The following is a 20,177-nucleotide window of genomic DNA, read 5'->3' on the forward strand; positions in this document are numbered from 1 at the left end:
GTTAATCTACAATTGCGGTATGTCTCAAACTTGTGTCATCTTTGCCGCCGGAACGTATTACGGCAATGAACCGTCCGGCGACGCACTTCCAGAAAATGGCTTCGTTATTGCGGCGGACGGGGGGCTTGATCACGCGCGCGAGTTGGGGGCTCGGGTTGACTTGGTCATTGGGGACTTTGATTCGGCGAACGTACAGGTTCCGGCAGGCGCAGAAACCATAGCGTTGCCGCCGGAACACGACGACCCGGACATGCTTTCGGCGCTGAAAGCCGGATGGACACGGGGCTACCGGGATTTTCGTATTTATGGCGGCCTCGGCGGACGGATCGACCACACTATCGCCAATATCCAGATGCTCGCGCTACTTGCCCATAATGGCGGACGTGGGTTGCTCTATGGCGAGCATAGCGTGGTCACCGCCATCTGCAACGGCTCGCTCCACTTCCCTGCCAACGACTTGCACACTGCCGGCAAAGCAAATAAGACCAATGCCAAAATTGTAAAAACGGATCCTAACAATCAAAATGTCATCATTCGCGGTTTAAGAACGGCTTGCGATACAGGTGCCGACACCATAGACCGCATGGTTTCCGTATTTTCTCACGCCGACATCTCGCGCGGGGTCACGGAAACCGGACTCAAATATGAGCTCAAGAACGGCACGATGCATAGCGACACCGTGCTCGGAGTGAGCAACGAACTGCTCGACGGACGCGCGGCCTCCATCAGCGTGACTGACGGCACGCTTATCGTCACCTTCCCCTTCGTCGCCGCTTTGCCGACGTTCAGCACCGATGTCAAAGCCACGGAAACGTTGGGACCGTTGGCTTCGCAGGTCTCCACGCTGCTCAATAAGTCGCGGTGAACGAAACCGGAGTTTGTCTGATAGCACACGATTGGATTTTTTCGTATTTCAACCTTCAAAAAGTCCTAGTATCAAATCAGCAACGCAATGGCGTAATGAAAGGACCCATCATGACCAACGCAAAAACCAGCTCGAATTCCACAACTGAAAAACCCGATCCAGCCCAGCAGGGCGGTAAGGTGCTCTTTGTCTGCTACAGCCATTGCTCCACCTGCGCCAAGGCCCGCAAGTGGCTCGATGAAAACGACATCGATTTCACCGAACGCGACATCAAAGGCGACAACCCCACCGCCATGGAACTCAAGCGCTGGTGGAAGGCGAGCGGCCTGCCATTGAAGCGCTTCTTCAACACTTCGGGCATGCCCTATCGCGAAATGAAGCTCAAGACCAAACTGCCCGAAATGAGCGAGGACGAGCAGCTGAAACTCCTTGCAACCAATGGCATGCTGGTCAAGCGCCCAATCATTGTGAACGCTAACAAAATTTTGGTCGGTTTTAGACCAGAAACATGGAAAAACGCCCTGTCTAGTACAGAAGACCAGTTAAAGTAACAAGTGTTGGTAAATATACGGCAAAGGACGCTAGCCCGCGTCCCCAAGCTGTTTCCTTTAGGGAGTATTACATGACAGTAAAGATTGGTATTAACGGTTTTGGCCGCATCGGCCGCCTTGCGTTCCGTCGCATTTTCGAACTTCAGGCCCGCGGTGGCGAGGCCGGTGACATCGAAGTCGCAGCAATCAACGATTTGACCACGCCTTCCATGCTCGCCTACCTCTTGAAGTATGACAGCACGCACGGCACTTTCCGTCACGATGACGGTACCCCGGTCGACGTGAAGTCCACAGATGACGCGATCATCGTCGATGGCAAGGAATACAAGGTCTATGCCGAGAAGGACGCCCGCAACATTCCGTGGGTCAAGAACGATGGCGTTGAGTTCGTGCTCGAGTGCACCGGCTTCTATACCTCCGCCGAGAAGAGCCAGGCTCACCTGGACGCCGGCGCCAAGAAGGTCCTCATCTCCGCTCCGGCGAAGGACGAGACCACCCCGACCGTCGTCTACGGCGTCAACCAAGACATTCTGAAGCCAAGCGACAACATCGTCTCCGCCGGCTCCTGCACCACGAATTCCTTCGCGGCGCTCGTCAAGCTGCTTGATGACAACTTCGGCATCAAGGTCGGCTACATGACCACCATCCACGCCTACACCGGCACCCAGATGATCCTCGACGGCCCTCGTGGTTCCAAGCCGCGCAACAACCGCGCCGCCGCCGTCAACACGATCGAACACTCCACCGGTGCCGCCAAGGCCATCGGCAAGGTCGTTCCTTCCGTGCAAGGCAAGCTGCAAGGTCACGCACAGCGCGTGCAGGTCCCGGATGGGTCCATCACCGAGCTCTTCACTGTGCTCGACAAGGACGTTACCGCCGACGACATCAACACAGCCGCCAAGAAGGCCTTCGAGAACAACGAGACCTATGGTTACAACGCTGACAGCATCGTCTCCTCCGACATCATCGATGACACCCACGGCGGCGTCTTCGACCCGACGCAGACCGACGTCAACACCATTGACGGCACCACGCTGGCCCGCACCGTCGCCTTCTACGACAACGAGTACGGCTTCACCTGCAACATGATCCGCACCCTGCTCTACTTCGCCGAACTGAGCAAGTGAGCAAGTTGCGATAATCATAGGTATCTGTTAGATATTAAATAGGTAGCTTATTGATGAAGGGCCTCCATCCAGTATTGGGACGGAGGCCCTTCATCATGTCACAGGTCCTTTTATAAATGGGCCGCCGAGACATGCGCATCGGCCCTTTTATGGAGCAATTATCAAGTCACGCCATATTCGCACCACTGAACCAGCAACGGTGGCTCATTCATGTCGGGATCACTCACAGGCTAGTGGCAATTCCCATTGGCGGAGGCTGGAATGTCACGCAATGCCGATGGCTGCACATGCCTGCCGCAGAAATGGTAAAACTTAAAGACATGAGCAAGAAACACAGGAAAACGGCAGGGACGGCCTCCACTCCAGCCACGCGCGAACTGACCGAAGCCGGAATTCCCTTTAAAATCTACGAGTACGAACATTCCTCGGATCACATGGACGAGGGTTACGGGCTCGAAGGCGCGGAAAAGCTCGGCGTCGATCCGCATCGCTCGTTCAAGACACTTATGGCCGATACCGGTGAGGAACGGGTCATCGGTGTGGTACCCGTAAGCGGACACCTCGATATGAAATATCTTGCGGCGGCTGTCGGCGCCAAGAAGGCAGCCATGGCTGACCCGAAGGCGGCACAGCGCGAAAGCGGCTATGTGGTCGGCGGCATCTCCCCGCTCGGCCAGCGTACGAAGCACAAGACAGTGCTCGACGAAAGTGCAATGCAATATGACGAGATCATCGTCTCCGGCGGCAAACGCGGCTTCAGCGTCGGAGTGAACCCAAACGACCTCGTGAAAGTACTCGGTGCGACCATCGCCAAAATCGGCACTTGGTAAAGCAGCCATCGAAGTCGGAAACTCAAGGAAACTTTAACCTGAGCATGATTCTCTTATAAAACGGTTCTCTTGATGCGCCAAGAGAACCGTTTTATCGAAAGATGTGGACCAATTGCGCTATTTCGAGTCCCTTCGCGCACCAAGAACTCTAACTTTGGCAAAATCGCATGCAAACGTTGGATGCAAATTAAGCAGGGTGACGCATTAGAATAGTGAATGGTAAAAAATACGTTTCTACACAGGAGTTGACATGACTTCATCGGTTCTGCCCCCACGCTCGGGCCAGCAATTCACCATTTCACATGGGGACTACGCGGCTGTGGTCACGCAGCTCGGCGCCACACTGCGCAAACTCACCTACCGCGGCAAAGACATGATCGCCTCATGGGACGCGGACAAGCCGGTGCCCTGCACCAACGGCGAGCTGCTCGTCCCCTTCCCCAACCGCATCGAGGATGGCGTCTACACCTTCGAAGGCAAGACCTATAAGCTGCCCATCGATGAGCACGAGAAGCACAATGCCATCCACGGCTACGGCTACCGAGCCTTCTGGAACCTTGAAAACCTCGAAGAGGACCGCGTGACTCTTACCTGGCGCACCGGCAACATGAAAGGCTACCCCTTCGACCTGCTGGTTCGTGCAACGTTCAGCGTCAGCGACGACGGGCTTAAGCTCACGCTGTCTGCGACCAACAACGACAGCGTCAACGCGCCGTGGGCCCTGGCTATCCACCCGTGGATCGCCAACGGATTCGGCGGTTACGGCGACGAAATCGACGGACAGAACGCACAGTGCTCGGTCACCATTCCGGCGCACACCCATGTCACCGTCAATGAGCGTCTGCTGCCCTGCGGCACGGAACCTGTCAGCAGCAAATACGACCTGCGCCAGCCCACCGCATTGACCGAGCAACCGTATGATGACGCGTGGACCGACGTCGAACGCGATGCCGACGGCAACACCTTCGCCACCTTGACACGCCCCGATGGGTTGACCGTGAGCGTCGGCGGAGACAAGACCATCACCTCCTTCCAGATGTGCACCGGCACCGGTTTCGCACCCGAGTCGCACCCCGCCGGCGTTGCCATCGAGCCGCAGACGGCCTATGCCAACGCATTCAACAGCGGCAAGGACCTGATTGTCATACGTCCCGGCGAAACCAGCTCCACCAACCTCTATTTCAAGGCCGAGCAGCGCTGAACCATTCTCCGGCTCGCTTGATAGTTGCTTGCGACTCACGCCAATCTGAGAACTGCGAGTAACCGGTCAATCCTGCTAGTTTTCGTATGTTTTAGGAGTTCAAAGTATACGAAAACTAGCGGAACTGACTTGAAACTAGCAGTAAACCCCATGCGAAGTCGCAACAACGTGCGATAATACCTAAGGCTTATTCATTAATGTAAAGGAGTCCATCATGGGAATGCGCGGACGTAAGCGTAAGGCACGCCGCAAAAAGGCGGCCAACCACGGCAAAAGGCCAAATGCCTGAGTTCCGTTAGGTACGTAAAAATGACGAATGCCTCGCAACAAGCGAGGCATTTTTCATATACCAAGCCGGCTGCACATTCGCGGCAACGGCGACGCTGCCAGCGCCTGTCTCCCATTATCAGCGCCAATCAACAAGCATCAATACCGACGTCACTGTCAACATTTCCAGAGGTCAAGGTGTAACCGGTATAGATCAACACATCAAAAAAGCCACACATCAAAGCGTGGCTGGAAACGAATTTTGACAAACCGAACGGCTATGCGGACGCGACTTCACCGCCGCAGGATTCCTCGAGGCAACAGCGGTCAAGCGTCGCTTCGAGCTTGGCAATCAGGCATTGCGGGGCGGAGGCCGGGCGCAACAGTTCACGCAACTCGGCGATCAACGCCTTTTCACGGGCATCACAGCAGGATTCGGGGTTGAAGCACTCGTCATCGGGGACGCGATTGCTGGAATCATAGCGGGAGATTTCGATGTCGGTACGCGTGAAACCATCGGAATGCTGGCTTCTCACCACCACTCGGCTGGTACGCTCGATTCGTCCGTCCATCGTCGTTCTCCTTTCGTGACATCTAATTGACTATTATTACTCATTTTGGCCGTTTTGGGGTTCGCGGATAGTGAAGACGCGGGTTTTGTCTACTTTTCGGCCTTTTCAGCCGCCTTGGCCGAATCCCCACGATTTTGGAGTTTCGCAGGTTTCACCTTTTCCGTCGACTTAGCAAGTTCTGCCTTTTTGGTTGTTTTCGGCGACTTTGGCGGTTCCGTCTTTTGGGTTGACGTTTCAGTTTCAGCGGCAGTGCCCTTGCCATAACCACGCTGCTTCGCATATTCAGTGAGCTCGTCTTTAAGCTGCGAGCGCGCGCGGTTGAGCCGGCTCATCACCGTGCCGATCTTGATACCCTGCTCCTTGGCGACCTGCTTGTAGGATTTGCCATCGATGGCGGTGTCGATAAAGACCTGCCGGCGTTCAGGTGAAAGCGAATCCAACGCCTGCATGATTTCCGCCGGAGCGAACCCGTCCAAGTACTCCTGTTCAGCGGATTTCAACCCTTCCGATGAGTGGTCGGAAGCGGAGTAAATATCCCAATCGTCATACTCCCCCGTCGAATCGTTGGCACGCTGGGGGCGACGCTTGGCCTTGGCATACTGGTTGAAATAGGCGTTGCGCTCGATGGTGGTCATCCACGCCTCGAAATTGCTGCCGGGACGGAAACTGTCGAAGGCCTTGAACGCGCGTTCGTAGGCATCCTGCACCAGATCCTGGGCGTCCTCCGTGTTGTTCGTCAGCTTCATCGCCTGACGGTAGAGCGCGTCGACAGCAGGCATCGCCAAAGCCTCGAAACGCGCTCGCTTCTGAGCGGTCGTCTCGTGCTCTTGCTGCTTGGGCTGTGCCTGGTCGGTTTGCGTCACACTACTATTCTAAACGCTTGCCATGCTTCGTCCGACACGCGCATTTACAGGAATATATCAAGACATTTTCGTTGCCGACAAACGGTTTTTTCGACATGGTCTCATATCGAAGCTTGATCCGGAATCCATCGATATGCCCAGATTTGCATGGAATGAAAACATCCTGAATCTTCGAATGTCACTCTCAAAAAAATGCAATACAATGTCGGAATCGAAACGCACAATATGGTTATGACAACAATGAAAAACAATCCCGACCCGGACAACGCGGCAATCCTGCTCGATGCCATAGCTCAGGCCCCGCAGCAAGACGACGACACGACGCTCGGCGAGGCCTGGTTGCTTGGTTTCGACACCGAAACCACAGGAACCGGTTCCAGTGACGCCATCGTTTCCGCCTCACTGGTTCTGCGAGATCCGGCGAAAGGCTACCTTGGCGATGTAGTGGCGGAATGGGTGGTCAATCCGCACCGGCACATCTGCGAAGGCGCCAGCCGCGTCAACGGGTTCACCGATGAATTCCTCGAGGCCAACGGCGCGGAACCCGGCGATGCCATCGCTGCCATCGGCAGTATCGTCACCGCGGCCCAGGCCAAGAGCATCCCGCTGCTGGCCTATAACGCGCCTTTTGACGTGCGGATGCTCTCCGGTGACCTCAAGCGTTGGAAGCTTCAGGCACTGCCGGACGAGCTTTTGGTGGTCGACCCGTTGGTCATCGACCGCGAAATCTCGCACCGTCACGGCAAGCGGACGCTGACCTACACTACCGAATATTACGGCATCGAGCCGCACGGCGACTTCCACGACGCCACCGCTGACACCACTGCGGCCGTCGATCTGATCAAGCCGATGTCGACGCTGTATCCGCAGGTCGGCAACTTGAAGCTCGGCGATCTCATGGACTGGCAGCGCAAGGCACACAAGAAGTGGAAGGATTCGTTCAACAAGTGGATAGAGTCGCGCGGTCGCCGGCCCATCACCGACAACTGGCTGTAAACGGCCATGTAACAGTGTTGAAGCGCCAGTAAAGAATCGATAAGAGGCTTCGCAGCGGCAAGCGGCTGATTTGTCTTGATGATCCCGCGGAATCATACATATCCGGTTTCGCGCAAACGGCGACGGGTTCACCTCGATGTGTAAGTTCCATTCGATTGTGGCAGGTATCTCTTATTTTGGCTGGCGCAATGCGTTAACCTTGTGGACGGCAAGAAAGGTTCTGATATGGCTCTGACTCTGGCAACTGCGGTTGAATTGCTTGAAAAGCATGGTCTTTTACGGGAAATCATCCAAGGCAAAACGTGGTCGCGCAACCCTGCTCGTTTCGTTGGATCCGAGGATGCCTTTACCTCCATTACGTATGACACACGAGAGGTGCGCGACGGAACGCTGCTGTGCTGCAAAGGCCATTTCAAGGCGGATTATCTTGACGGCTGCGACGAACGCGGGCTCAAAACCTACGTCGCGGAAACCGATTTCAGCGCCGAATGCGGTGCCATTGGCATAATCGTAAGCGACATACGCAAGGCGATGAGCCTGCTTTCCGCCGAATTCTACGAAAGGCCGCAGGACGAGCTCACGGTTATCGGCATCACCGGAACCAAGGGAAAGACGACCACCGCCTACTTCGCTCAGGCGATCCTGAACGCCGCCAGCGACGGCAAGGCCGCACTGTTCTCGTCGGTTGACAATTGCCTTGACGGACATACCTACAAGGCTTCCGCTCTGACCACGCCGGAATCGATGGATGCCTTCCGGATGATGCGCGAAGCCCTTGATAACGGGATGCGTTACTTGGTGATGGAAGTCTCCTCGCAGGCCTACAAGGTCCACCGCGTCTACGGGCTTACCTTCGACGTTGGGGCGTTTCTGAATATCTCCCCCGACCATATCAGCCCCATCGAGCACCCCACCTTCGAGGATTACCTGTATTGCAAACGGCAAATCACCGCGAACAGCAAAACGCTGGTGCTCGGCGCGGACTGCGATCACGCCGATCTTATAAAAGAGGACGCGGCGGCGGCGAACGTTCCCGTGACGACTTTTGCACTACATACGGACGGACGCGACAGCGGCACCGCGGCCGACACCATCGCCTGGCCCGCCGATAAAGATCGTACGGCCTTCCATATCGAGGTTGCGGGCACGGCTACCGCGGATACCTATAAATTGCGTATGGATGGCGACTTCAACTATGCCAACGCGGCCGCCGCGCTGACCATCGCCCAGCTTGCCGGCATTGATTTGGCCGATAAAAAAGTTGCACATGCCCTTGAAAACGTGCGAATCTCTGGGCGCATGGAACAGTTCAAGGACGCACATGGCCCGAACATCGCCATCGTCGATTACGCCCACAATTTCGCCAGCGTTTCCGCGCTGATCGATTTCACGATGGAACGTTATGGCGCCGAAAAACCACGCATCACCTTGGTCAGTGGCTCAGCGGGCGGCAAGGCCGTCGATCGCAGGCAGGAGATCATCGATGCCGCGCAGCACCGTGTCGATCGCATCATCATCACCACCGACGACCCTGACAGGGAACGCGCCGAGGATATCTGCGAAACGATGCGGGCTGCCGTCAACGACCCCAATGTGAACTCCACCATCATTGTCGACCGTCAGAAGGCCGTCGAGACAGCGATTGCTGAGGCTCAGGCCCATGATGGTTTCGACGTCATCCTGATTGTCGGCAAAGGCGAGGAACAATGGCTCAAGGTCGACGGCAAACACGCCTCCTACGAAGGCGATACCCATATCGTCACCCGGCTGTTCTCGTAAGCCCTGTGAAAGATTTCGGATACAGCCTTCGGGCGCGCGCATAGACGTACACTTGATTCAGCGAGCGGAAGCGAAACGATAAAGGAAAGCATGATCAGCTTAGAAAAAACCGAATACCCTCAGATGGAGCAGGACGCAAGTGAGGCCGGCGTCACATTGCCGATCGAGCAGACCGGCATATGGGCCAAGTTCCAGGCGGACATCCCCGGACGCACGCCATGGGGCTCCTACAAAATCCTTCAGGACGGCAAGACCGTGGCGTTCATCGGATTTACCGATATGGAAACGCACGGCTATCACTATCTGCGCGCCGTTCACGGACCGGCCTGGATTGCCAAACCAGACGAAAAGCTGGAACGCGAGACCATCGATGCCATCGTCTCCGAGGTGCAGCGCGTCGATAAGAAGGTCGCTTTTCTACGCATTGACACTTGGTACACCGGCGGCACCACGCGGGTGCTTTCGACGATTCCGTATAACCAGACCGTCATCATCGATGTCACCGGCGGGGATGACGCCATTATCACGCGAATGAAAAAGCGCGGCCGTCGTGACGTGCGCAAAGCGCTGCGAGAGTGCCCCGCCGATGTGGCCGACGAGACGAAAGAAGCCATCGCCGATTTCCGCGAATATTACGACGTGATGGTGGAAACCGGAAAACGTGACGGTTTTGCCCCGGCTCCCATCACCGATTATTCCGACATGATAGAAGCGTTGGGGGCCGACCATTGCCGCGTGTTCGCCGCACGTATCGCCGGGCGCGTGGTGGCTTGGTCAATCGTCACCGTCAACGGAACGCGCGCCGTGCGCTACTACGCCGCGATGCGTAACGATGTGATGCGTCTACATGTCACCGACAAACTGCTCTATCAGGAATGCTGCATCTTGAGTTCGCAAGGTATCACCGACTACGACTTAATGGGCATCGGCAGCGATTTCGCGCCGAGTCTGATGGGGCTGAACGAGTTCAAGTGCAAGTTCACCGAAGACATCACCCCGGTTGCACCCGCCCGCGACGTGCCGATCAAAAAGACTTTCTACAAGACACTCAAGGCGGCGAAAAAGCTTAAAAACAAGCTATAAAGTTGCAGAATTGTGGAACCAGCCAATTAGCCGGATAGTTGAAAACTGATTTGTTTATAGCCCATTGACTATTCGATTCCTGAATCATTTGACTGGTTGATTCAGTTGATTTTATCCCTTCATCGGTCAGGTCATTGCAAAGGATTGCATATCATGGCAAACAACACAAACGGTGCCAGCAGCCTCGACGCTGCTTCTACTGGCGCAACCTCGGCACAGACTCAGCAGGCTCAGCACCCCCAGTTCCTGCCGGTTTTGATTGGCACGGGAGCCAATGCGTATGGGCTGGCTTGCGGGTTCTACAAGACCTACGGCGTCAAATCGCTGGCCGTCGGGCCGGCTGCACTGATTCAATGCCGGAACTCTTCTATCGTTGATATTCACGTCATCGCAGATCTGACCGAAGACGAGCATTTCGTGCCCGAACTGCACAAGCTGTCCATGAAACTCAAGGCACAGAATCCCAACCGTCAACTGCTCATCATCGCCTGCGGTGACACCTCTGCCGCGCTGCTGGCCGAGCATCGTGACGAAATCCGCAAGGACTATCTGACTTCGACCATCGACGGACCGACGCTAGAACGCGCCGTTGACAAGGTCTCGTTCTGGAAGCTTTGCGAAACCACGAAGGTCAACACCCCGCTGACGGCGGTTTATTCGTTTGCCGATTTCCAGTCTGGTAAAAAGGTTCCGCAGCCTTCCGTGTTCCCGCTGGAACTCAAGGCTGCGGACAGCGTTTCGTACCTGAGCATTGATTTCCCCGGACGTAAGAAGGCCTACACCATCGGTGATGCCGCCGAACTCAGCCAAGTCGCGCACGACATCTATACGAACGGATACCGCGGCGACCTCATCATCCAGGAATTCATTCCCGGCGACGACACCGGCATGCGCACGCTTAACGCGTATGTCAACAGCGACGGCAGCGTAGCCATGATGTGCATGGGACGGCCGGTCATGGAGGAATACGCGCCCAACCGCATCGGCAACTACGCAGCCATCATTTCGGAGGGCGACAAAACCGTTTACGAGCAATGCAAACGCCTCATCGATGAACTCGGCTACACCGGCTACGTGAATTTCGACATCAAACGCGACCCGCGTGACGGCAGCTACCGCTTCTTCGAAATCAACCCAAGGCCGGGCGGCAGCAGCGACTACGTCACCCAAGCCGGCTTCAATCTGGCCCGCTGGATCGCCGAAGACCTGGTGATGCACCATCATGCCAAGCCGTCGCTGTGTTTCAGCGAACATCTCTGGATGGAAATTCCGAAGCGGGTGCTCAAGAAGTACGCTCCCGCCGGCCAACTCAAGGATGACGCGCTGCGACTCATCAGCGAAGGTAAGTGGAGCCGTTCCTGCTTCAACCCGGCCGACCGCAACTTCAAGCGCACGCTGGAACTTTGGCGCTGGCAGCTGCACATCTCACGCGATTTCAAGCAGTATGCGCCGAAGCGGGGCTAGATCAGGAATCGTGCCTGTCTAGACACGCAACCATATTCAAACGCATAAGATACCTTACGCTGGTACTATAAGTCGGGAGCATCGTTACATTCCGTTTCGAGCGGATACCGTATCTGTTGGTTGGGAGAGCTATGAAACGACCGTTTTTCGCCGTTATTGGTGGTATGGGAACCTTGGCAACCGAATCGTATATCCGGCTGATCGACAAGATGAGCGAGGCCACCACCGACCAGGACTTCCTCGATTACGTGGTTTTCAACGACGCCTCCGTGCCCGACCGCACCGATTTCATGCTCGGCGACAGCACCGACGACCCCTTCCCCGTCATCGCCGACGATATTGCCAAGGCCACGTCCATCGGCGCCAGCTTCATTACGATTCCTTGCAACACCGCGCATTTCATGCTGCCGCGTTTCCAAGAACTCACCGACGTCCCGATTCTCAACATGCTCACCGGTGCCGTGGAACGGATGAAGACAACTCTGCCGGTCTCCACGCACCCGCGCGTAGGCTTCATGGGCACCGAAGGCTCCCGCCATTCCGGCCTCTACCAACGCGAGATTGAAGCCGCCGGCTATGCGTTCATCGAACCCGACGATGACCTGCAAAAGCGCATCGACTCGCTTATCTACGACGATGTAAAAAGTGGCGGCCCGCTGAGCCTCGATCGCTATCGCTTCGTCATCGACACGTTCCTCAACAAGTCCCCGTCAGCTCGCTACCGTTGCGATATCGTGGTCCTAGGCTGCACCGAACTCTCGGTCTTAAACGAGGCTTTCCCGCTCCCCAATCTACCCATCATCGACGCCCAAACGATTCTTGCCGAGGATACCGTGGAGCGTGCGAAAGCACTACGAAAGTAGTACACTGACATTATCAATTGCGGCAGTGCTATCCGTTTGGAATCAAAAGTCCGGCAATAACGCTTTTATCAGACGGTGTCTCAATTGAAAGGACTGGAATATTTCCACGATTTTGGCTCGGTACATTTAATGTTACCGAGCCAAAATCATATTTTTACTCATTCGTGCTCGAGCTTTTGGCTCACTACGGCGGTGACGCCGTCGGAGCGCATTGTTACGCCGTAGAGGGCGTCGGCGATGGCCATCGTGCGCTGCTGGTGGGTGATGATGATGAGCTGGGCGTGCTTGCGCAAGTCGTTGAACGCGTTGATCAGGCGGGTCAAGTTGATGTCGTCGAGCGCAGCTTCGACCTCGTCCATCACGTAGAACGGGCTGGGGCGTGCGGTGAAGATGGCGAAGAGCAACGCCAGCGCGGTGAGGCTGCGCTCGCCGCCAGAGAGCAAACTGAGCTGCTTGACTCGCTTACCCGCTGGACTGGCCTCAACGATGACACCGGTGGTGAGCAAATCGTCAGGGTTCTCCAAACGCAGTCGTCCCTTGCCGCCCGGGAAGAGCGTGGCAAAGACCTTTTCGAACGCGGCCGCAGTGTCATCGAAAGCGTTCTTGAAGACCTCAATCATCGTATGGTCAAGGTCCTTGATGAGCTTCAGCAAGTCATCACGGCTCTTGGCGACATCGTTGCGTTGGTCGTTCAGGTACTGGTTGCGCGTCTCGAGCGCGTCGAATTCCTCGGCTGCCAACGGATTAATCTTGCCTAGAGCCTTGAGGTCGCGCTCGGCTTTTTGCAAGCGCTTCTCCTGCTCCGCACGGACGTATGGCACCATCTGATAATGATCGGCATCGATTGGTACGTTCTCGTTTGCATCGTCCTGATTATCGACTTCAGACGTATTTTCATCTGAATTGTCAGAGACTTCGACGTCAGAAACATTCTTTGCATTATCTACTGCGTCTACGTTATCGGTGTCAACAGTTGAAGTCGATGTCGATTCGCCATTTTCAGTGACAGAACCATCAGTGCCATCACTGTTTTCGAGCGGAATCGGATGGCCTTCGTCGTCAAGGACCGGAACCAGCTTGTCGGGTCCGTATTCGTTGACCAACGCCTCGAGATCCATGCCCAACGTATCCGAAACCTTCTGCTCAATCTGGCCGTATTGCGCGGCCAGACGCTCGCGATTGACGTCCAGCTCGTGCTCATGCTGTTGCGACTCCGAGACCTTCGGCTCGGCCTCGTCGCGTTGCGCGCGCAACTGCTTCAGTTCGGCATCGTGGCTGGAAGCGGCCTTGGAAAGTTCGTCACGCTTGGCGACCACAGTCTTGAGTTCGGCGGCAACCAATGCGGCCATGCCCCTCGCGTCGGCAGCGATTTGCCGGTCATGGGTCTGCTGACGTTCGCGCTTTTCGTTGAGCGCCTTCATCTTGGTGCGACGAGTGACGGCTTCGCTTGACTGATCGTGCAGCAGACCAGCCTGACGTACGAGCGAATCAGCCTTGCGGTTAGCGTCGTTCCAGACGATTTTGGCCGAGACTTCCTGCTCACGCGCCTTATCGAGCGTGGTCTCAAGCTCGTGTACGCGTTTGTCCAAATCGTCGAAGTCTTCGTTTTCGGTGTCGGAATGTTCGGCGGTTTCCAGCGCCTGGCTCAAATCTTCAAGCTTAAGCTGGTGGGTCTGCCGGTCATCGTCGGTCTGCTTGATTTTCTCGTCAAGACCGTTCAATTGGCGCGTCAGCTGCTTGACGCGATCTTCGACATTCTTGAGATTCTTACGAGCTTGATCAGCCTTGACTTTGGCCTGAATGCGCTGTTGTGATTGCTTGTCAACTTCAAGACGTGCCTTATCTCGAGCCTCTTGTGCGGCTTTAATCTTCGGCCGTATAGCATCTACCTCGCCTTGAAGTTTTTTGGCTTCTGCCGCAGCTTTGTCATGCCTTGCGGCCAATGACAAATCGCTCTGCGAGCGCGAGGAACCGCCGATGGCGCCCACGGCATTGACCACTTCGCCGGACTTGGTGACGACCTGACCGAACCGCTTCCCCTCCACGGCTTCCAGCGCAGTATCCATATCAGGTACAGCTGCGACATCATCCAGCAAAAGCCGCACGGCACGCACAACACTGGCTGCAAAATCAGCATCTTTGGCGGAATCATTGACACTTACCAACGTCGAAGCGCAACGAACCGGATATTGGCCGTCTTTGCCATCGGCCTTTTCGATTCCAGCGTTATCACTGTTTCCGCCTTCAAGCGGATGCAATACAACTGCCTGTCCGAGCTTGCCCTCACTGGCCCGCCGCAGAGCCTCGACCATATTGGACTTACCCGGCACCACGATGGCACTGGCAAATTGGTCAAGCGCATGGGCGATGGCCTCTTCCCAGCCATCCTCGACGTGAATAAAGTCGGCAAGCCTACCCAACGCGGCCACAGCGTCATCTTGTTCCAGCTCGCCGGAAGCGTTGCGGCTCTCCAACATCTCATTCAATGCATCGGCCTTGGCCTTGAGCGCCGTCACCTTGGCGTTCGCAGCCCGCAGCTGCTCTTGTAAGACGTCAAGCTCCTCCTGACGCTGCTGCATCGCGGTTTTCGCCGCTTCAAGCTCGGCGGCGCTGTCCTTTTCACCGGCATTCTGCGTTTCCGTTTCAAGAGTATCGCGCTGGGCGGTGGCATCGTCACGTTGCTTCGCGATGGATTCTCGCTGCCCGTTGAAGTCCTTGGTACGGCTTTGCGCCAGTTCGATGGCAGATTCCTCTCGCGTCTTGAGCTCACGCAGATTTGCCACTTTCGAAGTGTGTTCCTGCGCGGCCTTCCGCAGTTCCGTCAACGTCTGACGGGCCGCTGCAAGCTGCTTTTCATTGCCCGCACGCGCTTCGGTCGCCTTGTCGTAGTCCAAGCGTCTATCGGAAACGGCCTTTTTCTGCGCTTCCGCTTGGCCATCCAATTCCTTGGCACGGGATTCGAGAATGTCGGGATCCTCGCCGAAATTCGTGATCATCTGACCGGCAAAGGAACGCGCACGTTCGTCGGCCAAAGAAGCCAGCGAACGGAACCGCTCCTCAATGTTCGACAACTCATGCCAAGTCTCGTTGATTTTCTCCATGGCCGGACTGGATTCGGAGCTCAGCGCCTCGACCTGCTCGATATGCACCTTGACCTTCGCCAGTTCGCGCTGTGCACCTTCCAGTTCTCGACGCACATCACCCAGATCATTGCGAAGCTTGGCGCGGCTTTCCATGGATTTCTGGGCATCCTCGGCGAAAATCCTCGACTGTGCGTCACGCAAGGAAATCTGGATGCTTGCCGCGCGCCGTGAAATCTTGGCCTGGCGACCGAGAGGTCCCAGCTGCCGGCGAATCTCGTGAAGGAGATCGTCAGTACGAGCAAGGTTCGCCTCGGTGTTCTTAAGCTTGCGTATCGCACGTTCCTTGCGCTTGCGGTGTTTCAGAATACCCGCGGCCTCTTCGATGAAGGCGCGATGACCGGCGGGGTCAGCTTTGAGAATCTCGTCAAGTCTGCCTTGGCCGACGATGACGTGCATCTGCTGGCCCAGGCCGGTGTCGCTCAGAAGTTCCTGAATGTCGAGTAGCCGGCATGGCGAGCCGTTGATGGCATATTCGGAGCCACCGTTGCGGTAGATGGTGCGGCTGATGGTGACTTCTGTATAGTCGATGTCGAGCGTGCCGTCGGTGTTGTCAATCGTGAGGCTGACTTGTGCGCGTCCCAGCGGAGGACGCGAGGAAGTGCCGGCAAAAATCACGTCTTCCATCGAGGTGCCACGCAGGTTCTTCGCGCCCTGCTCCCCCATCACCCATGTCAACGCATCGACGATATTGGATTTGCCGGAACCGTTCGGGCCCACAACGGCAGTAATGCCCGGTTCAAATCGCAGAGTGGTCGCGGAAGCGAAGGACTTGAATCCCTTGAGCGTCAGTTCCTTCAGATACATGGATTATTGACTTCCTCTGCTTTTCCGCAAACCCTTAGCGTCATTGCGAGACGCTTCCACTTTCTGTAGCCATCATACCGTCTGGGGCAACCCAGCAAATCAGCCGTAACTGCCACAACTGCGGCGAAAAACACGAAAATCGACCCAAAAACGTGCTTTTCGCCTCAGTCAACATGACAACCCGTGAGAAAAGCATCAAATCAGACCCAAAATGGCGCTTTCTTCACCGATTCGTGATCCTGCTGAGAAGAAAAGCACCATTCCAAGCCTATTTTGGTGCTTTTGCCACTGAGATATAACCCTACTTGAGGAGAAAAGCACTATTTAGGGCTTAAAAAGGTGCCTTTCTCACGGGTTATGCCTACTTGTCGCCTTTTGTGCCGTCACCATTGGCATGATGACGGAGCTGCTCGGCGGTGTTGCCGGGCTCGGGCTCGCCCTCGAACGGGACCTGCTTGACCCCGAAATCACCGAAGGCGTCGCCGAATACTTCAGAGACGATATCTTCGTCTTCGTCTTTGGCATTCTTGGATTCGTCGTCGGCTTTGTCTCCCTTGGGTTTTCCAGACACACGCTGCGCCTTGGGCAGCGCCAGTTCGGGATTCTTCTTCTCCATCAGAAGCGTACGAGCATCGCCAGCCGTGACGAAGCTCCCACAGATGAGCACGCCGTGACCGTAGCCGACACCCAACTCATCATCAGCGTCAACCATGTTAACGGCCTCCTGAATGGCGTCGGGAAGGTTGTCGATGCGGGTGACGCGGTCGCGGCCGAACACGCCAACGGCGATTTTCTCCAGCTCTTCAGCGGGCATTACTCGATCTCGCCACGAGTTTTCCGTGACGATGATATGGCTCAGGATCGGCTCAAGCGTGCCGAGATATTCCTCAACCTGCTTATCCTTCATCATCGCGACGACGCCGACCAACTGCTCGAAGCTGTAGTTTTCCTCGAGAGCCGCACGCAACGATTCGGCGGCGTTGACGTTGTGTCCTCCGTCGACGATAATGGTCGGCGAAGTGCGCACCTGCTCGATGCGGCCGGGAATCTTGACCCCGCCCAACGCTTCGGCCACCACATCCTGCGTGAGCTGTCCGTTGACCGGCATGACAACTTCAGCTGCCGCGAGCGCCGCCAGAGCGTTGTGTGCCTGATGCTCGCCGAACTTGGCGACCGGAATATCTTCATAAGTGCCGTTCGGGGTGCGGAACGTGACCAGCTGGCCACCGACCGCAGGCTGACGCGAAACGACCTCCATCTCCTCGCCGTCACGGATCAGCGTTGCATGCTCGGCCACCGCCGCCTGCTCCAAGATGGGCATAACTTCGGTTTCATGCGGCTGCACGCCGATGATCGCGGTGGATTCATGTTTGATGATGCCGGACTTTTCGGTAGCGATCTTCTCGACCGTGTCCCCCAACCACTGCATGTGGTCCATGTCAACAGGCCCGATAACCGCAGCATCGCCGTTGAGCGCGTTGGTGGCATCCCACTTGCCACCCATGCCGACCTCGAAAATAGCGACATCAACGGGTGCGTCGGCGAACTTCCAGACGGCCATCGCCGTCAAAATCTCGAAATAGCTCATCGGCGCCTTGCCGTCGGCCTCCATCTTGCGATCGACCAGCGCGACGAAATCCTTGATCTGCATCCATGCGTCGATGAAATCGTCGTCGGAAAGCTGCTGGCCGTCCACGGCGATGCGCTCGTTGATCTTCTGAAGGTGCGGTGAGGTGTAAAGCCCGGTGCGCATGCCGTAGGCACGGCAGATGGCCTCGGCCATGCGGGCGGTGGAACCTTTGCCGTTGGTGCCGGTGATATGGATGATACGGAACGTATCTTCCGGGTGGCCCAACAGGTCAAGCATCAGGTTCATCACCTCGAGATCGTGGCCCAGCTCCTCGTGGGTGGTGCGCCGGGACATGATCTCGCGCTCAACCTCGCGTATGGTGACCCCATTGGTTTTCGGATGCTCGAATGACATAAGACCTCGTTTTGGTGTAAAACCCTTGAAAAAATAGACATAACTATTCTATGAAACGGTGTCACCAGCGCTAAGCCGAACGGCGAATAACGTAATCTTCGGCTTCTTAAAACCCATTTCCTTGCGGGACAGGCCGTTTATTAGAATGACAATCGAAACCCGCCAATGAGGAGAACACGCATGAGCGAAGTCATTACGGCAAACGACAAGGAATACGAGGCACAGGAAATGGCAGAAGCGCCGGGAGCAGACCAACCGATGGAAGACAGGACCAACAACCGCACGCTGCGGCCGACCACATCCAAGAAATTCGCGGAATTCATGAAGACCGGCTGGGACAATCAGGAGCCGGAAATCGAGCCGTTGGAATCCAGCAAATTCATTCCAGCGCGTCTCGAAGCGCTTGGGAAGCGCTTCCCTGGCGAGCGCATCGTTATTCCGGCCGGCACGCCCAAAGTACGTAACAACGATGACGACTATGCTTTCCGTCCGAACACGGAGTTCTCGTATTACACGGGACTTGGGCAGGATTACGAAGCCGGAGCGGTGCTCGTGCTGAACCCTGTCGATCCCGAAAGTTCTGAAGCCAAAGCCGGCAAGACGCATACGCCTGAGCTTTTCGTGGCCCCTCGTGCCGACAACAGCACCGAGGCCTATTACGTCGACGCCCATTACGGCGAGTATTGGGTTGGCCCGCGTGCCGGACTCAAAGAGCTCAACGCAATGACCGGCATCGCCACCCACGATATCGCCCAACTGCCCGATGCTCTAGGCAAGGATGTCGGCGCTGAGGCCGGCGCTGTGCGCATGCGTGTGGTTCGCCTGGCCGACCCGGAGATGACCGACGAAGTCGAGAACGTGCGCGAAGCCAATGGTTTCCCAGACCCGGCCACCAACGAAAAGGCCGATGACGAACTGCAGGAGTTCGCCTCGACAGCACGTATGGTCAAGGATTCCTACGAAGTCGGCGAAATTCGCAAGGCCGTCGCCGCCACCAAAGATGGTTTCGACCGCATCTTGACCCGTCTGCCCGAAGCCGTTGGCAAACCGCGCAGCGAACGCATGCTGGAAGGCGAATTCAATGCCGTTTCACGCGAAGAAGGCAATACCGTCGGTTATGACACCATCGTTGCCTCCGGCGAACACGCGCCGATCCTGCATTGGATGCGCAACACCGGTGTGGTCGGTCACGGCGAAATGTTGCTGATTGACGCGGGTATCGAAGTCGACAGCCTATATACTGCCGATATCACCCGCACCTTCCCGGTGGATGGCAAGTTCACGCCACTGCAGAAGAAGATCTATCAGGCCGTGCTCGATAGCCAGCAGGCCGGTTTCGAGGCCGCCAAGCCAGGTGCAACCTATTCCGACATCCACCACGCCTGCATGCGCGTCATCGCGCAAAAACTCCACGATTGGGGCATTCTGAAGGTCGACGTGGAGGAATCGCTTTCGCCCGAAGGCCAGCAGCATCGCCGTTGGCTTGCCTGCGGCGTGGCACACCACCTCGGACTCGACGTGCACGACTGCGCGCAGGCCCGCTACGAGTCCTATCAGGGCGCAAAGATCACACCAGGCATGGTCTTCACCATCGAGCCGGGTCTCTACTTCGCCAAGAACGACCTGCTGATTCCTCCGGAGATGCGCGGTATCGGCGTGCGTATCGAAGACGACGTTCTGATGACCGAAAACGGCCCGGAATGGATTTCCAAGGACATCCCGAAGCAGATCCCTGATGTCGAGGCATGGATGGCGCAGCGCGCAGCCGTCAATAAGTAACTCAGC

Annotated in this window: 15 protein-coding genes; 11 read left to right on the plus strand and 4 right to left on the minus strand. The window is 56.4% G+C overall.

The annotated features are described in order from the left end of the window. Positions 1-19 precede the first annotated feature (19 nt). From PT279_RS06140 to PT279_RS06160, 5 genes are all read left to right on the plus strand, one after another. Positions 20-865 carry a thiamine diphosphokinase gene (locus PT279_RS06140; protein ID WP_277166510.1) on the plus strand — a complete coding sequence of 282 codons (846 nt, stop codon included), beginning with the start codon at positions 20-22 and terminating at the stop codon, positions 863-865. Between the two features lie 179 nt (positions 866-1,044). After that, the gene (locus PT279_RS06145) at positions 1,045-1,416 is read left to right on the plus strand and encodes an arsenate reductase family protein (RefSeq protein ID WP_348519375.1); all 372 of its coding nucleotides are present in this window, start codon (positions 1,045-1,047) and stop codon (positions 1,414-1,416) included. Positions 1,417-1,487: 71 nt separating this feature from the next. Next, complete coding sequence (gene gap / locus PT279_RS06150; RefSeq protein ID WP_277166512.1) at positions 1,488-2,543, plus strand: type I glyceraldehyde-3-phosphate dehydrogenase; 1,056 nt, start codon at positions 1,488-1,490, stop codon at positions 2,541-2,543. Between the two features lie 320 nt (positions 2,544-2,863). Beyond that, the gene (gene ybaK, locus PT279_RS06155; protein ID WP_277166513.1) at positions 2,864-3,373 is read left to right on the plus strand and encodes a Cys-tRNA(Pro) deacylase; all 510 of its coding nucleotides are present in this window, start codon (positions 2,864-2,866) and stop codon (positions 3,371-3,373) included. Positions 3,374-3,623: 250 nt separating this feature from the next. After that, positions 3,624-4,574 carry an aldose 1-epimerase family protein gene (locus PT279_RS06160; protein ID WP_277166514.1) on the plus strand — a complete coding sequence of 317 codons (951 nt, stop codon included), beginning with the start codon at positions 3,624-3,626 and terminating at the stop codon, positions 4,572-4,574. A 545-nt stretch (positions 4,575-5,119) separates the two neighbouring features. Here the strand turns inward: PT279_RS06160 and PT279_RS06165 are convergent. Further along, positions 5,120-5,413, minus strand: a complete 294-nt coding sequence (locus PT279_RS06165; RefSeq protein ID WP_277166515.1) for a hypothetical protein — start codon at positions 5,411-5,413, stop codon at positions 5,120-5,122. Positions 5,414-5,502: 89 nt separating this feature from the next. After that, on the minus strand, positions 5,503-6,192 hold the full coding sequence (locus tag PT279_RS06170; RefSeq protein WP_348519376.1) for a sigma-70 family RNA polymerase sigma factor: 690 nt from the start codon (positions 6,190-6,192) through the stop codon (positions 5,503-5,505). A gap of 315 nt (positions 6,193-6,507) precedes the next feature. On the opposite strand from PT279_RS06170, the gene PT279_RS06175 reads away from it, so the two are divergent. The 5 genes from PT279_RS06175 to PT279_RS06195 all read left to right on the plus strand — a co-directional run bounded on the left by PT279_RS06175 (position 6,508) and on the right by PT279_RS06195 (position 12,461). After that, positions 6,508-7,272 (plus strand): exonuclease domain-containing protein, encoded by a 765-nt coding sequence (locus tag PT279_RS06175; protein WP_277166516.1) that lies wholly within the window; start codon positions 6,508-6,510, stop codon positions 7,270-7,272. 225 nt (positions 7,273-7,497) lie between these two features. Further along, a complete protein-coding gene (locus PT279_RS06180; protein WP_277166517.1) occupies positions 7,498-9,051 on the plus strand; it encodes a UDP-N-acetylmuramoyl-L-alanyl-D-glutamate--2,6-diaminopimelate ligase in 1,554 nt (517 codons plus the stop codon). A gap of 90 nt (positions 9,052-9,141) precedes the next feature. After that, the gene (locus tag PT279_RS06185) at positions 9,142-10,134 is read left to right on the plus strand and encodes a GNAT family N-acetyltransferase (RefSeq protein WP_277166518.1); all 993 of its coding nucleotides are present in this window, start codon (positions 9,142-9,144) and stop codon (positions 10,132-10,134) included. 153 nt (positions 10,135-10,287) lie between these two features. Beyond that, on the plus strand, positions 10,288-11,598 hold the full coding sequence (locus tag PT279_RS06190) for an ATP-grasp domain-containing protein (RefSeq protein ID WP_277166519.1): 1,311 nt from the start codon (positions 10,288-10,290) through the stop codon (positions 11,596-11,598). A gap of 131 nt (positions 11,599-11,729) precedes the next feature. Beyond that, on the plus strand, positions 11,730-12,461 hold the full coding sequence (locus PT279_RS06195) for an amino acid racemase (RefSeq protein ID WP_277166520.1): 732 nt from the start codon (positions 11,730-11,732) through the stop codon (positions 12,459-12,461). A gap of 158 nt (positions 12,462-12,619) precedes the next feature. Here PT279_RS06195 and PT279_RS06200 read toward each other — a convergent pair whose 3' ends face one another. Together PT279_RS06200 and PT279_RS06205 are read right to left on the minus strand one after the other, a co-directional pair. Then, positions 12,620-16,408 carry an AAA family ATPase gene (locus PT279_RS06200; protein WP_277166521.1) on the minus strand — a complete coding sequence of 1,263 codons (3,789 nt, stop codon included), beginning with the start codon at positions 16,406-16,408 and terminating at the stop codon, positions 12,620-12,622. A gap of 361 nt (positions 16,409-16,769) precedes the next feature. Beyond that, the gene (locus PT279_RS06205; protein WP_277166522.1) at positions 16,770-18,392 is read right to left on the minus strand and encodes a folylpolyglutamate synthase/dihydrofolate synthase family protein; all 1,623 of its coding nucleotides are present in this window, start codon (positions 18,390-18,392) and stop codon (positions 16,770-16,772) included. Positions 18,393-18,572: 180 nt separating this feature from the next. On the opposite strand from PT279_RS06205, the gene PT279_RS06210 reads away from it, so the two are divergent. Continuing rightward, on the plus strand, positions 18,573-20,171 hold the full coding sequence (locus tag PT279_RS06210) for an aminopeptidase P family protein (protein WP_277166523.1): 1,599 nt from the start codon (positions 18,573-18,575) through the stop codon (positions 20,169-20,171). The last annotated feature ends 6 nt before the right edge of the window (positions 20,172-20,177 follow it).

Origin of the sequence: Bifidobacterium sp. ESL0784 (assembly GCF_029433295.1) — a bacterium.
GTDB lineage: Bacteria > Actinomycetota > Actinomycetes > Actinomycetales > Bifidobacteriaceae > Bifidobacterium.